Raw genomic sequence first — 14238 nt, forward strand, 5'->3', positions numbered from 1 at the left:
ATCGCCCGGCGGCTGCCGGTGACCGCGGCCTTCACCTGCAGCAGGTCCTGACACGTCTCGATCAGGATGGCGTCCGCGCCGCCGTCGAGCATGCCCAGCGCGGCCTCGGTGTAGGCATCGCGCAGCGCGACGTAGGGAGCATGGCCCAGGGTGGGCAGTTTGGTGCCGGGGCCCATCGATCCCAGCACGTAGCGGGGCGTGCCGTCGCCGGAGGGACCCATCTCGTCGGCCACCTCGCGGGCGAGCCGGGTGCCGCGTTCGGACAGATCGCGGATCCGGTCGGCGATGTCGTAGTCGGCCAGGTTGGGCAGATTGCAGCCGAAGGTATTGGTCTCGACCGCGTCGGCGCCGGCCTCGTAATAGGCGCGGTGGATGCCGCGCAGCACGTCCGGGCGGGTCTCGTTGAGAATCTCGTTGCAACCCTCGAGGCCGCGGAAGTCGTCGAGCGTCAGATCCGCGGCCTGCAACATGGTGCCCATCGCCCCGTCGCCGATCACGACACGCCGGGCAAGCGTGTCGAGCAACGTGGTATCGAACTCGGCGCGGGAGGACACAGACATGTACCCCAGAGTAGTGGGCGGCCCCGACAATCCTGACCACCGGACCGGGCGGCCCGCACCACATCGTCCTCGACACGCGGTATCCCGCAATATGCGGTGAACGACACCGCCGCCACGCCGTAGGCTGACCGGGTGAACCCCAGTGCCTCATCCGATCCGGCAATGCCTACGTTGCGCGATCCGGTTCTCGTCGCCGCCTTCGAAGGCTGGAACGACGCGGCCGACGCCGCCAGCGGCGCCGTCGAACATCTGGAATTGATCTGGGACGCCGAACCGCTGGCCGAACTGGATTCCGAAGACTACTACGACTACCAGGTCAACCGGCCGACCGTACGCCAGGTCGACGGCGTGACCCGCGAGATCCAGTGGCCCTCGACCACCCTGTCGGTGTGCTCGCCTCCCGGTAGCGAGCGCGACATCGTGTTGCTGCACGGCATCGAGCCGAATATGCGCTGGCGAGCGTTCTGCTCCGACATCATCGAGCTGATCGAGCAACTGCAGGTGACGACGGTGGTGATCCTGGGAGCACTGCTCGCGGACACCCCGCACACCCGGCCGGTCCCGGTCACCGGCACCGCCTACAGCAAGGAAGCGGCCGAACAGTTCAGCCTGGAACAAACGCGCTACGAGGGACCGACCGGCATCACCGGCGTGCTGCAGGACGCGTGCGTGCGAGCGGGCGTGCCGGCCATCTCCTTCTGGGCGGCGGTTCCCCACTACGTCTCGCAGCCGCCGAATCCGAAGGCGACCATCGCGCTGCTGCGCCGGGTCGAAGACGTGCTCGATCTCGAGGTGCCGCTGGGCGAGCTGCCCGCGCAGGCCGAGGACTGGGAGTCGGCGGTCGACGAGATGACCGAGGGTGACGAGGAGGTCACCGAATACGTGCGGTCGCTGGAGGAGCGCGGCGATGCCGCGGTCGACCTCGACGACGCGATGGCCAAGATCGACGGCGACGCGATCGCCGCGGAATTCGAGAAGTATCTGCGCCGGCGAGGCGGCGGCAAGGGCGGCTTCGGCCTGTAACCGGTGGCGGCGCCGGACACTCGGCCGGCGGGTGGGTCCCGCGGCCGCGTGCCCGGCGACCGGCCGCACACGGTCAGGTCTCGATGGTCAGCACCTGGGCTTCCGCGTCGTGGGCCAGCTTCGCGATCAGCACGTCGCGCGGAATCGTCTGGCCCGCAAGATGATCGAGCGACGGAACCACCACATGGTGTGCCTCGGCCCGCTTGAGCTCCGCCGTGAGCTCGGCGAACGCGGCGCCGTCACCCTGGGTCGATTCATGGAACGTCGCGGCGAAGCAGAGGCCGACTTCGCTGGCCAGGGTGCACATCGCATCCTCCAGCTCGGCAGCGTGACCGTCGGCTAAGTCGTCACGCACGTATCCATAGATCAACGCTTCCACCCGAACCTCCGTTTGGATGTGTAAGGGACTCGCTGTTCTGTTGTGGATCACCTGCTTGTGGATCACCCGCTGTGGACGGGAAAACCGCCCGAATCGAGCATCCGTCATCTGCAAATGCAATTGCAGATGTCAATGACGGACAACCGCGTGCCCTATCGGGTCCACCGGCGTTAACTGGTGGGATACTACAGACGTGGCCGTGAGTGACGATCGACCCGTCTGGGCTGTCAGGATGCGCTCCGAACGAGACGCGCGGGGGTGGTCCCAAGCGGATGCCGTCCGCGCGATGCGCGCGAAGTCATCCCACAACCTGCCGACAGACAGTACCCTCCTACGCAATTGGCGCCGTTGGGAATCGGGCGAGTCGCGCCCGGACGATTTCTACGCGCCGATCATCGCCACGGCGTTCGACACCGTCACCGCGGCGTTTTTCCCCAAGGCGCGCCCGAATCGGGACGACGAACTTTTGTCGTCAACGGGAATGGACACGCTCGAGTTCATCGGCCGGCTGCGGATGTCCGACATCTCTTCGGCCACACTGGATGCCATTCGCATCACCGCCGAGCGACTGTGCTGCGAATATCCCTTCGCCGACCCGCACGAACTGCATACCGAGGGCACCGCGTGGCTGCGGCGCATCACCTCGCTGCTGGACGGACGGCTGACCCTGGCTCAGCATCGCGAGGTGCTGGTCCTCGCCGGCTGGGTGGCGTTGCTGGTCGGCTGTGTCGACTACGACCTGGGCCGGCGCACCGCCGCGGAGGCGACCCGCCGCGCGGCGCTGTCGCTGGGCCAGGAGGCCGAACATCCCGAAATCGTCGGCTGGGGTGCGGAAATGGCGGCGTGGTTCGCCATCACCCAGGGCAATTATCGCGGTGCGATCGAGGTGGCCGAGTCCGCCCTCGACAACTGCCGTGGCATGGGTGTCGGCGTGCAGCTGGCGGCGCAGCAGGCCAAGGCCTGGGCGCGCATCGGTGATCGCGAGGCGATGGAACGCGCGCTCGAGCGCGGCCGAGATATCTTGCGGCAATTGGACAATCCAGTAAATCTGGACAACCACTTCGTGGTCGACGCGCAGAAATTCGATTTCTACGCCATGGATTGCTGCCGGGTCGCCGGTGACAACCGCCCGGCGGAAGCCTATGCCCGCCAGGTGATCCGCAGCGCCACGGGCCTCGACGGTTCGGTCCGCCAGCCGATGCGCGTCTCCGAGGCACAGCTGACCTTGGCCGTGGTGGCGGTCCGCGATCGCGATCTGGAGCTCGCCGTCGACGAGGCGATGCGCGCGTTCGAGGGCAAACGCCGCTCGCTGCCGTCGCTGCTGTGGATCGCGGGTGAGGCGGCGCGGGAGATGATCGAACGCTATCCGTCCGATCCCCGCACCCGCACCTATCTCGAGCAGTTGCGGGTCCTGTCGATGAGCTGAGCGGATTGCGTTGCGCCGCTGAATTGCGTTGCTGAATTGCACAGGGCCGCCGGGGTTGTACGCTGCGACGAATGGACTTCAGTCTGCGCAGCTGCTCGTGGCACGGGCACGCCACCTACGCCCCCGACGAAGCGGAACTCGCTGCGCGCCTGCATGTTTCGACGGCCGCGGGCGAGGCCTGGCGGTGTCTGCGCTGCGGGAATTTCGTGATCGGCGAGCCGCGGGGGCGCGGCCCGGCCGATGCGGCGCCCGAGGTGCCGCGTGGGCGGCTGCTGCGCGACCGGCTGATCATGCGGCTGCTGGCCGCCGAGCGCGTGGTGCGCGGACTGGTGTTCGTGGTGCTCGCCGCCGGGGTGTTCAAGGTGCGCAATTCGCAGGAGCAGTTGCATGCCGCCTTCGATCGGGAGCTGCCGCTGATCCGCCCACTCGCCGACCAGATCGGCTGGAATCCCGACAATTCCAAGATCGTCGCGTTCATCGAGAAGGGCTGGACGCTCTCGCCGGCCGTGCTCACCTGGATCGCGGTGGGGTTGCTGGCCTATGCCGTCATCGAATTCGTGGAGGCCGTGGGCCTGTGGTATGTGCAGCGCTGGGGCGAGTACTTCGCGGTGATCGCCACCTCGCTGTTCCTGCCGCTGGAAATCTACGAACTCACCGAGCGCATCACCGTCATCCGCGCCGGCGCGCTGGTGATCAACGTCGCCGCGGTGCTCTGGTTGCTGTGGTCCAAGCGGTTGTTCGGCCTCAACGGCGGTGGCGCCGCCTACCACCGCGAGCACAGTGAGGAGAGCCTGCTGACCGTGGAACGCTCCGCGGTCGCCACCGAAGCGGGGTGACGGCACGCCGAGGCCCGGGTGCGCCGCCGCGGTGCATGGGCAGGTATTACGCTCGTGCCGGTGACCGAGTCCGCTGACCGATTGCTGCCCGCCGAACCCGCACTGTTCGACGGCGTCTCCCCCACCCGGGGCGAGACCGTGATCGAGGGCGCGGACCGGCTGCGGTTGTTCTCCTTCGCCACCGCCGACAAACGCAACGACTATCTGTGGGTGCTGCGCGCGTTCGACCATGCCCGCGCTGCCTATGTGGTGCTGCTGCACGCCTCCGATGTGTCCGACACCCTGGCCCGGATGCCGGATGCCCCGCATCCCACCGCCACGGAGATCGGTCCGCTGCTCGAGCAGTTGCACACCTGGGGTGTGCTGGAACGCAGTTACGACGGCACCCGCGCGGCGACGCTCGCCGAATATCGCAACCGGCACTACGTCTATCAGTTCTCGCAGGCCGGATTTCAGGCGTACCGGGCGGTGAACGAGGTACTGGGCGCGCGCCTGGACGAGGCCTCGCTCTCGCGGCTGGTGCTTCCGGAACTGCTGGCCGATCTGCAGGCGCTGGCGCAGGCAAATCGCGACGGTGACGCCGAACGGGTGTATCGGATCCTGAAGCGGCTCGACACCGCGCTGTCCGAATTGGCCGACCGCGCGGCGCATTTCTACCTGACCCTCGGCGATCTGGTCCGCACGACCGAGGCCACGCCGGAAGCCTTTCTGGCACACAAGGATGCGCTGCTGGCGCATATGCGCGAATTCAGTATGGATCTGGCCCGCTACGCGCCCCGGCTGGCGGCCGCGATCGCCGAGGTCGACGACACCGGCGCCGAGTCGCTGATCAGCCGGGCCGCGTCCTGTGACGAGCGGGTGTTGCTGGACGTCGCTGCGCGCGAGGCCGATTGGCGGGCCCGTTGGCAGGGCCTGCGCGGATGGTTCGTCGCGGTCCGCGATCGCAGCGCGCCCGACCCCGGCGCCGAATCCGCGCCGGCGACCGAGGCCGAACGGTTGCGGGAGGCGACCATGAGCGCGATCGCCGCTGTGCTGTCGCTGCTGCGCCGCGTGACCGAAACGCGCAAGGGCGGGGTGAGCCGGGAGTCGGCGCTGCGGCATCTGGCCGGCTGGTTCGCCGCCGCGCCCACCACCGACAGTGCGCACGCCCTGTTCGACGTCGTGTTCGGATTGGGCAAACCGCGGCATCTGTCGATGGAACATCCCGACTCCGACATCATCCCCGCACACCGATCCTGGTGGGAGGCAGCGCCGCTGGAGATCGCGCGCACGCTCGCCGAAACCGGCCGCCAGCCCACTCCGGGCGCGCCCGCGCGGCTGGTGCGCAACGATGCCGGGGTGCGGCGGCTGCGCCAGGCCCAGCTGGAGACGCAGCGGGCCCGCGCGGCGGCCGCGATGTCGCTGGCCGCCGCCGATGTGCACGACCGGGTGCTGGACGAACGCGAGACCGAGGTCCTGTTGCGACTGCTCGACGCCGCCTCCACGGCGTGGGTGCCGGTGAGCGGCCGGGTGAGCACGACCGGCTCCGACAGCGGCGTCACACTGACGGTCCGCGAACATCCCGGCTCCACGGTGGTGCGCACCGCCCAGGGTCTGCTGTATCTGGATCACCGACGGCTCGAGGTGCGCGAGAACTCCCGCGCCCGTACCGCCTCCGGGCGGTCGTGATGCACGCGAAAACCATCGACCCGCTGGCGTTGGACAGCTACCAGCGCGCCGCGCGGGTCCTGCTGGCCAATCATCTGGTGACCCGGACCTTCCCGGATCGCATTGCGCTGCCGCTGATTCGGCGCTGGGCCACCGAACTGCGCGAGGACATGGCGGAGTTGCTCGGTTACCGGCTCGAGGTCACCGAGACGACGGCGCGGCTGTTCCCGATCCCGGACCGGCTCGACACCGGCCGTCCGGCCCGCACTCCCGCCGATCGTGTCTTCGACCGTCGCCGCTACGCGTATCTGTCACTCGCGCTCGCCGCGCTCGGTCGCGCCGGTGATCAGATCACGCTGTCGGAGTTGGCCGATCAGGTCGCCGCCTATGCGATGCGGGTGGAGGGGCTGGAACTGTCGACCGAACGGGCCGCCGACCGGGATGCGTTCGTGGACGCGGTGGCGTGGCTGGCCGCCCGCGGCGGGTTGTCCCTCGCCGACGGCGACGCCGGTGGCTGGGCGGCCGACCCGGAAGCGGGCGAGGCGCTCTACGACATCGACCGCTCGGTGGTGTTCGCGATCTTCCGGCCGCCGCGCGCCTTGCAGCACCTGCACAGCGTGCGCACCCTCCTGTGCGACGAGACCGACTCCGCCGCAACAACTTCCGTGCCGTCGCGGGCCGCGGCCGCGCGCCGGGTGCGGCGGGCGCTGATCGAACTGCCGGTCGTCTACACCGAAACCCTCGGTGCGGCCGAGCAATCCGCGCTGGGCAGCGAGAAGATCGTGGCGGAGGTGGAGTTGCTGACCGGGCTGCGCGCCGAACGCCGCGGTGAGGGTGTGGCCCTGATCGACACCTCCGGCCGGTTCTCCGATGTGCGGTTCCCCAGCACCGGAACGCTCGCGCAGGTGGCGCTGCTGCTGATCGGCGAGATCGCCGACCGGGTCCTCGACATCGACGATCCGCTACCTCGGCAACCGCGTCCGCCCGCTGCCACCGGTACGGCCGACGGTCTCGATGCCGCCATTCCGGCGGCGACCGTCTTCGCGCCGCTGGTCACGGCGCTGCAGGAGCCCGTCGACGCGGAAGATCCGGCCGGCGACGAGGAAGGCCCTGCGCCGGTCACTCATCCGTTCGTCGACGACGACTGGATTCGCGCGACGGTGCACGCCCTCGCCGAACGGTACGGTTCGACCTTCGCCGCCCAATGGCAGGCCGATGTGGGTGGGCTCACCACCGAGGTGGTCGGTCTGCTGGCTCGGTTGTCCCTCGTGGAGACGGTCGACGGCGGCGTCCTGGCCCTGCCCGCGCTCGCCCGCTACCGGGGTGCGGTGGTCACCGTGCGCACGCGGGCCGAATCCGAATTGTTCGCCTCGGCACGATCGCTGGGCGCGCACGCCACCGGGGAACCGGCGACCGCACCGGCCGGCGCCGCGCGATCCAATACCTCAGGAAAGGGGACGGAGTAACCCATGGACCTCATTCACGGTGGTGTCCGCTTCATTCCCACCCGCGCCGGGATCGTCAATCTGTGGGACTACCGGGATCAGGAATTCTGCTTCGCGGACGGACGGCTCGTGCTGCGCGGGCCGAACGGCTCCGGTAAGACCAAGGCGCTGGAGGTGTTGTTCCCCTTCGTCTTCGACGGCCGCATCGAGCCGCGCCGGTTGAATCCGTTCGCTGGTGAAGAGCGCACGATGAAGTCGAATCTGCTCTACCGCAAACAGGATTCGGCCTACTCCTACGTCTGGATGGAATTCGCGCGCGGGCGCTGGTCGGAGCCCGAGGTGGTGACCGTCGGCATCGGTATGCGCGCCACCCGCTCCTCGGACAAGGTGACACGGTGGTATTTCGTCGCCGACGGCCGGGTGGGCGTGGACTTCTCGCTGATCGGTCCCGACGATCGGCCCTTCACCCGCAAACAGCTGGCCGAGCAGATCGGCACCGACGCGATCGTGGACCGCCCGGTCGACTATCGCGCCGCGATCGACGCGCGCATGTTCGGCCTCGGCGTGCAGCGCTACGACCAGTTGATCAATCTGATTCTGACCCTGCGCCGCCCGCAGCTGGCCAAGAACCTCGATCCGCGCGGGCTGTCGCAGGCGCTGACCGACGGCCTGCGCCCGCTCGACGATCAGCTGATCCTCGACGCCGCCCGCTCGTTCAGCGATATGGAGGAGGTCGGCCGCACGCTCGAGGGGTTGGTCGCCGCCGACTCCGCGACCCGCACCTTCGTCGACGTCTATCGCAAATACCTTGCGGTGCAGGCGAAGTCGGATGTGGATCAGGTGCGCTCCCGGTTGGACGCGGTGACCCACGGCAGCACCGCGCTGTTCGCGGCCGCGGCACTGCGGCAGCGTCGCGAGTCCGAGCGCACCGCGGCCGAGCATCGCGGCGAGGAGGCCGATCGCGCCTACGAGCAGGCCCTCACCGATCGGGAGACGCTGCAGCGTTCCAGCGCCTACGAGGGTAAGCAGCAGCTCGACGATCTGGCCGATGCGGTGCGGCGGCTGGAGATTTCGGCGGCGGTCCACCGCGACAAGGCGACCAAGGCCCAGCAGGCGGCCGACCAGCGCGGCGACGAATACGAACGCGCCACCGCCGCGGTCACCACCGCCGCCGCGGCCCTGGCCCGCGGCGAGGACGAACTGCGCGCGGCCGCCGAGGAAGCCGGAATCGCCTGGGCCGCGCTGCCGGAACAGGCCCGCACCGGACAGCTCACCACCACCGTGCGCAGTCACGCCGAGGAACGCGACGCCGATGTGCGCGCGGTGCGCGAGGCGATGACGGTGGCCGATGCCGCCGCGGCCGACCGCACCCGCGCGGAACGAGCCGTGGAACGCGCGAGCCGCCACCGCGATACCGCCACCGCCGAACTGGCCGAAGCGGAGGCCGCGGTGGCGCTGTCGCGCGCCGATACCGCCGCCTCCCTGCGCAATTGGTGGGATACCTACCGCGACCTGCACGCCCCTGTAGCCGCCGGATTGTTCGAGGCGCTCGACGCCGCGCTCGCCGAGGCCGGCGGTGACGATGCGCCGCCGCTGCCGCAGGTGCTGGCCGAGCACGGTGAATCGCTCACCGAAACGCTGCGGGACCGCCGCCGGCAGGCCCGCGCGGCCGCGGATCAGGCGCGCGACCGGGCCGCGGCGCTGCGTGCCGAACGGCAGCGGGTCGGGGCCGAACAGGACGACGCGCCCCCGGCACCGCAGAGCCGCACCGGTTCCCGGGCGATGCGTGCGGGTGCACCGCTGTGGCGGCTGGTGCGCTTCGCCGACGACGTCGACGCCGAGCGTGCTGCCGGGATCGAGGCCGCGCTACAAGCCGCGGGCTTGCTCGACGCCTGGGTGGGAGCGAACGACGAAGCGCAGCAGACTGATTCAGACATCGTGCTGACCCCGCTGCCGCCCACCGCACGGCCCGACGGTCCCACCCTCGCGCAGGTGCTGGTGGTCGAGGACGGTGTCGGCGACGATTCCGATGCGCCGATCGCCGCGGTCTCGCGTACCCATCTCGCCGACATCCTGGCCTCGATCGCACTGAGCGACAACCACTCCCCTGCGTCCGAGAATCTGGTCGCCGTCGGCGGCGACGGCGGCTTCCGGCAGGGCGTGCAGCTCGGGCGCTACCACAAGCCGCAGGCGGAGTTCATCGGCGCCACCGCCCGGGCGCGGCGCCGAGAACGGCGCCTGGCCGATCTGGCCGAGGAGATCGCCGCCGCAGAACAGGCCGAGCAGAGCGCCCGCGCGGACGCCGACGAGGCCTCCGGCGAGTTGGCCCGGCTGGCGGCCGCCGCGAAGGAATTGCCGCGCAGCAGTGCGGTGATCGCGGCGCTGCGTTCGGTGTCGGAGGCGGCGGGTGTGCTGCGCTCGCATACCGAGGCGGTGGCGCAGGCCGAACACGATCTGGACCAGGCAGTCTCGGCGTTCACCGCGGCCGACAAGAAGGTGCGCGCGGTCGCCGCCGCCCGCAACGCACCTCGCGATCCCGCGGAACTGGACGCGCTCGCCGCGGCGGTCCGCCATTTCGAGAACACCGGCACCGCGCTGCTGCGGCTGCGCGGCGACCAGCAGCGCGAGGCCGAACGCGCCCGTGAGGCGAACGACCGGCTCGCCGAATCCCGGGATCTGGCCGAGGCTTTCGCCGAGGAGGCGGAGGCCGCCCGCGCCGGTTACGAGGAGCAGCTGCGCAAACTCGAGAAGCTGCGCGAGGCGTTGGGCGCCGACGCCGCCGATATCGACCGCGAACTCGAGCAGGCCCGCGAGCGCATCGACGCCGCCCGCGCCGAACAGCGCGCCGCCCGCAAGGCCGCCGCCGAGGCGATCGAAGCGGTCGGGTCGGCCGAGGGCGCCTATCGCGCCGCCCACGAGTCGCTCGGCACCGCGCTGACCGAATTGCTCACCGACGTCCGCCACCTCGCCCCCTACGCGCGGCCCGATCTGCTCTCGCTGCTGGGTGCGCCCACCGAGAGCCGGTGGCCGAGTTCACCGGCGGCCTGGTCGACCGCCGATCAGCTGCTGTATCGCATCGAATCCGGCGGGCCGGAGGGTGCGACCGCCGTCCTGCCCGTCGAGGTGCAGGAGTTGTTCGACAACCTCTGCGCCGCCACCGCTTCCGTGCGCGCCGGGGAGTCCGCCCGCAAGTCGACCCGCAGCGCGGTCACCGCGGCGCTGCAGGAATTCGACGCCGCACTGGCCTCCGCCCGCCAGGACTACCGCCTGCAATGGGATGCCGCCGACGGCTTGACCGTGGTGCAGGTGCACGACGACAACGGAATGGCGGCGCTGGCCGATTTCGCCGACCGCATCGCCGCGGCCCGCGCCGATCAGGAACTGCTGCTGACCGATGCCGAACGGCGCATTCTCGAGGATGCGCTGCTGACCGGCCTTGCCCAGCAGATTCACGAACGCACTTGCGACGCCCGCGATCTCATCGCCCGGATGGGCGCCGAGATGAAGCAGCGACGCATGTCCTCGGGTAACACCATCGGTGTGCACTGGGTGCTGGCCGACAATCTGTCGGAGTCGGCGCGCGCGGTGTGCAAGCTGCTCGACCGGGCGGCCACCGATCTGGGTCCCGGCGAATTGGCCACCGTGCGTGCGCATTTCGCCGCCGAGATTCGCGCGGCGCGGGCGGCGCATCCGGAACGGTCCTATCCGGAGATCCTGGCCACCACCCTGGACTACCGCACGTGGCGGGTGTTCTCGTTCACCCTGGTGACCGCCGACGGCTCCGAGGATCGGCTCACCGTGGCACGGCACAGCGCGCTCTCGGGTGGCGAACAGTCGGTGTCGCTGCATCTTCCGCTGTTCGCCGCCGCGCACGTGATGCTGGATTCGGCCGATCCGCAGGCGCCGCGGCTGCTCGCGCTGGACGAGGCGTTCGCCGGCGTCGACGACAACGGTCGCAGCGAATTGCTCGGCCTGTCGGTCGATTTCGATCTGGACCTGTTCATGACCGGCTACGACCTGTGGATCACCTACGATCACGTGCCCGCGTGCGCGCATTACGATCTCGCGCATTCGGCGGCCGAGAACACCGTCAGCGCGACGCTGCTGGTGTGGGATTCCTCGGCGCTGCTGGCCGAGCACGACGGCTCCGACCTGACCACCGCCCTGGGCTCCCCCAACCGGCGCCGCACCCCGCACACCGTCGAGGGCGGCATCACCTTCGACGAGGCGCTGGAACCGACCAGCTGAGCGTGACCCGTTGCGCGCCGGGCACATTCGACCCGGCGGCGCTCAGCGGTCGCCGAATGTGACCGAGAGCGAATCCCGGTCGCCGGGTGCGACCACGACGGTCAGCGGCGGATCGGGAATCGGCCGGTCGGAGGCGGCGTAGCCGACCCAGCCGGTGCCGACGAAGACCGCGATGAGCAGTGCGGTGGGCAGTTCCGGCAGCAGCCATCCGCACGGGATCGAGGCCAGACCGGTCTCGGGGATCAGCTGGACCGTGGGTATCTCCGGTCCGGTCTCGCTGTGCACCGCATTGCCACGTATCGCACCGCTCCGCCGTACCGGAACCCGCCCTCGCACCCGAACCTCCATCGCTTCGAGCGTCCCGGCCCGTCTGCCGGGAAACCGCCAGACATTTACAGTGCCCCATCCGCGAGTGCGCCACACCGGTATTGGACAGGACAATCGGCGTGTCTCCGAAAGTTTGCTGAATACCGGTTGGTAGCTATCCGATTCGCGAGTTTCGCGCTATCGGTGCGGCCGAACGCTCGCGTCGGGCCACCGGGGCGGGCAGGCGCCGCCGGGGAGGGTCTGCAACTCGAAGTGCCACCACTCGTTGTCGAACGGCCTGCAGAGCCCCCACCGGTTCCCGTTGTCCTGCAGCCACTGTGCGCCCTGCTGCGGGCCGACGTCGATCGCCTTACCGGTCACGTGCGTGGATTCGTCCGGCGGCAGCACCCACCGCCGCGCGGCGTCGGGGCCGCCGTAGGTGGCGATGCCCTGCTCCCACAGCTGTTCCTGCTCGTCGCGGGTGCGGTGACCGGACACGATCTCGAGCGGCACGCCCTGCTGATGGGCTTGGCGTTCGGCCATCGTGTAGGCGGCGGCCAGCAGCGGATCCAGTCCTTCGGTGCCGGCGGCGAATGCGGTGTGGGTGGGTTCGGCCAGACCCGGTCCCGCGGCTCCGGCCAGAGCCACACCGAACACCACGGCTGTACCAGCAAGTCCTCGCAGCATGAAACCGATCGTAACCAGCGCCGATCCGCACACCGCGCAACCGGGTGCCGGCCCGCCGTCGCGCCCGCGAGCCGCCGGGAACACCACCGCCTGACATTCCGGGTGGCTGCGTCGTCGTAAAGGACGTACCAGTTTCAGCCATCCAGGAGTTCCGGAAATGACCAGAATCGGCATCATCCTCGGCAGTACCCGCCCCAACCGCAACGGTGCGCAGGTCGCGCAGTGGGTTCTGGACTCGGCAGCGCGTCGCGGCGATGCAGAGTTCGAACTGATCGATCTGCGCGACCACCCGCTCCCGCATCTGGACGAGCCGGTGCCGCCGATGTTCGGTCCCTCGGTGCACGCGCACACCCGGGCCTGGGCCGAGCGGGTCGCCCAGTTCGACGGTTTCGTGCTGGTGACGCCCGAATACAACGGGGGTATGCCCGGGGTGCTGAAGAACGCCCTCGATCATGTGTTCGCGGAGTGGGTCGACAAGTCGGTCGGATTCGTCTCCTACGGCGCGAACGGCGGCGCCCGCGCGGTCGTGCAGCTGCGGGCGGTCTGCAGCTCGCTGGGCATGGCCGATGTGGGCTATCAGGTATCGATCTCGGTGCTCACCGATTTCGAGAACCACACCACGTTCATCCCGCGTGATCATCATGCCGCCGCGTTGGACAAGACACTGGACCAAGTCATCGCGTGGAGCACCGCGCTGGCCCCGCTTCGGGCCGGCGCCGAAACCACTCTCGCCAATTCCTGAGGAGCCGAACATGTCCGTATCCAACGACTTTCAGTCCCGCGCCGACCGCATTGCCTCCGACGAAGCCGAGATCCGCCGGCAGATCGACCGGGTGATCGAGGGATTGCGCGCCAAGGATCTCGACGCGGTGCGCCGGGCCTACGCGACCGACGTCGTGTCCTTCGATGTCGAGCCGCCACTCCAGCACGTCGGGATCGCGGCCAAACTCGACAACTGGGCCAAGGTGTTCCTGTTCTTCGAGGACGTGAACTACGAGATTCGCGATCTGACGTTCACCGTGGGCGAGGACGTGGCATTCGGGCACGCGTTCGCGCGACTGCACGGCACGATGAAGAACGGGGTGGCCAACAGCGGTATGTGGGTCCGGGTCACCTACGGAATGCGAAAGATCGACGGCATCTGGCTGATCGCGCACGACCAGGTGTCGGTACCGTTCGACATCGCCAGCGGCACCGGCGTCGTCGACCTCAAGCCCTGACAGGCTTGCGCGGTGTCAGCCGGAGGAAACGGCCTCCTCGTAGGCGCGCAGCGTCGTGATGACCAGGGCCCGCTGCTCCGCGGTCAGCGGGCCCAGCGCGGCGCGCCACCCCCGGTCCGCACCGCCGAGCCAGTCCGCCACGGCCGTTCGGTGCGCGTCGGCGATCGCGACGAGGGTGCGCCGCCGGTCGTTGTCGTCGGGGCGGCGTTCCAAGACGCCTTGGCGGCTGAGGTCGCCGATCATCAGGCTCACGGTGGTCGGCGCCACCTCCAGTCGCCTGGCCAGTTCGTTGACCGTGAGCGGCCCGTCGAACAGCACGTACGTCAACAACGACAGATGGCGCGGTGCCAGATCGAACGATCGCAGCGCTTCGGGCACCGGCAGGCGTTTCGCCCGGCCGACCAGTCGCGGCATGAGCAACACCATCGCCCGGACGCCCTCGTCCAGGGACAGCCCCTCGT

Annotated in this window: 13 protein-coding genes; 8 read left to right on the forward strand and 5 right to left on the reverse strand. The window is 69.5% G+C overall.

The genetic code is table 11. From position 1 onward, the window contains the following. Positions 1-560, reverse strand: a 560-nt coding sequence (locus RJ03_RS13350) for a homocysteine S-methyltransferase family protein (protein ID WP_174372301.1), incomplete at its 3' end; no start/stop codon positions are given. Between the two features lie 162 nt (positions 561-722). Here RJ03_RS13350 and RJ03_RS13355 point away from each other — a divergent pair. Continuing rightward, positions 723-1583, forward strand: coding sequence for a PAC2 family protein (locus RJ03_RS13355; RefSeq protein WP_232329493.1), 861 nt, complete (start codon positions 723-725; stop codon positions 1581-1583). Positions 1584-1656: 73 nt separating this feature from the next. On the opposite strand, the gene RJ03_RS13360 is transcribed toward RJ03_RS13355, so the two are convergent. Next, positions 1657-1962: a hypothetical protein gene (locus RJ03_RS13360; RefSeq protein ID WP_036501858.1), complete on the reverse strand. Its 306-nt coding sequence runs from the start codon at positions 1960-1962 to the stop codon at positions 1657-1659. 232 nt (positions 1963-2194) lie between these two features. Between RJ03_RS13360 and RJ03_RS13365 the strand changes: the two genes are divergently transcribed. The 5 genes from RJ03_RS13365 to RJ03_RS13385 all read left to right on the forward strand — a co-directional run bounded on the left by RJ03_RS13365 (position 2195) and on the right by RJ03_RS13385 (position 11564). Next, complete coding sequence (locus RJ03_RS13365; RefSeq protein ID WP_218000959.1) at positions 2195-3388, forward strand: NsdA family TPR-like regulatory protein; 1194 nt, start codon at positions 2195-2197, stop codon at positions 3386-3388. A 71-nt stretch (positions 3389-3459) separates the two neighbouring features. Then, complete coding sequence (locus RJ03_RS13370; protein ID WP_036501861.1) at positions 3460-4224, forward strand: DUF2127 domain-containing protein; 765 nt, start codon at positions 3460-3462, stop codon at positions 4222-4224. Between the two features lie 159 nt (positions 4225-4383). Then, a complete protein-coding gene (locus RJ03_RS13375; protein WP_051024653.1) occupies positions 4384-5892 on the forward strand; it encodes a TIGR02677 family protein in 1509 nt (502 codons plus the stop codon). Next, complete coding sequence (locus tag RJ03_RS13380) at positions 5892-7337, forward strand: TIGR02678 family protein (RefSeq protein ID WP_051024652.1); 1446 nt, start codon at positions 5892-5894, stop codon at positions 7335-7337. The genes RJ03_RS13375 and RJ03_RS13380 overlap by 1 nt, the downstream gene beginning before the upstream one ends. 3 nt (positions 7338-7340) lie before the next feature. Then, a complete protein-coding gene (locus RJ03_RS13385) occupies positions 7341-11564 on the forward strand; it encodes a TIGR02680 family protein (RefSeq protein ID WP_036501862.1) in 4224 nt (1407 codons plus the stop codon). A gap of 42 nt (positions 11565-11606) precedes the next feature. Here RJ03_RS13385 and RJ03_RS13390 read toward each other — a convergent pair whose 3' ends face one another. Both RJ03_RS13390 and RJ03_RS13395 read right to left on the reverse strand, forming a co-directional pair. Next, a complete protein-coding gene (locus tag RJ03_RS13390; protein WP_036501865.1) occupies positions 11607-11849 on the reverse strand; it encodes a hypothetical protein in 243 nt (80 codons plus the stop codon). 219 nt (positions 11850-12068) lie between these two features. Next, positions 12069-12557: a M15 family metallopeptidase gene (locus tag RJ03_RS13395; RefSeq protein WP_036501868.1), complete on the reverse strand. Its 489-nt coding sequence runs from the start codon at positions 12555-12557 to the stop codon at positions 12069-12071. 157 nt (positions 12558-12714) lie between these two features. Here RJ03_RS13395 and RJ03_RS13400 point away from each other — a divergent pair, with 157 nt between their 5' ends. Both RJ03_RS13400 and RJ03_RS13405 read left to right on the forward strand, forming a co-directional pair. Next, a complete protein-coding gene (locus RJ03_RS13400; protein WP_036501870.1) occupies positions 12715-13299 on the forward strand; it encodes an NADPH-dependent FMN reductase in 585 nt (194 codons plus the stop codon). 10 nt (positions 13300-13309) lie between these two features. Then, positions 13310-13777: a YybH family protein gene (locus RJ03_RS13405; protein WP_036501872.1), complete on the forward strand. Its 468-nt coding sequence runs from the start codon at positions 13310-13312 to the stop codon at positions 13775-13777. 15 nt (positions 13778-13792) lie between these two features. On the opposite strand, the gene RJ03_RS13410 is transcribed toward RJ03_RS13405, so the two are convergent. Next, the coding region (locus RJ03_RS13410) for a MarR family transcriptional regulator (protein ID WP_306304674.1) at positions 13793-14238 on the reverse strand (446 nt) is incomplete at its 5' end.

The sequence above is a fragment of the Nocardia aobensis NBRC 100429 genome (genome assembly GCF_000308375.1).
Lineage (GTDB): Bacteria > Actinomycetota > Actinomycetes > Mycobacteriales > Mycobacteriaceae > Nocardia > Nocardia aobensis.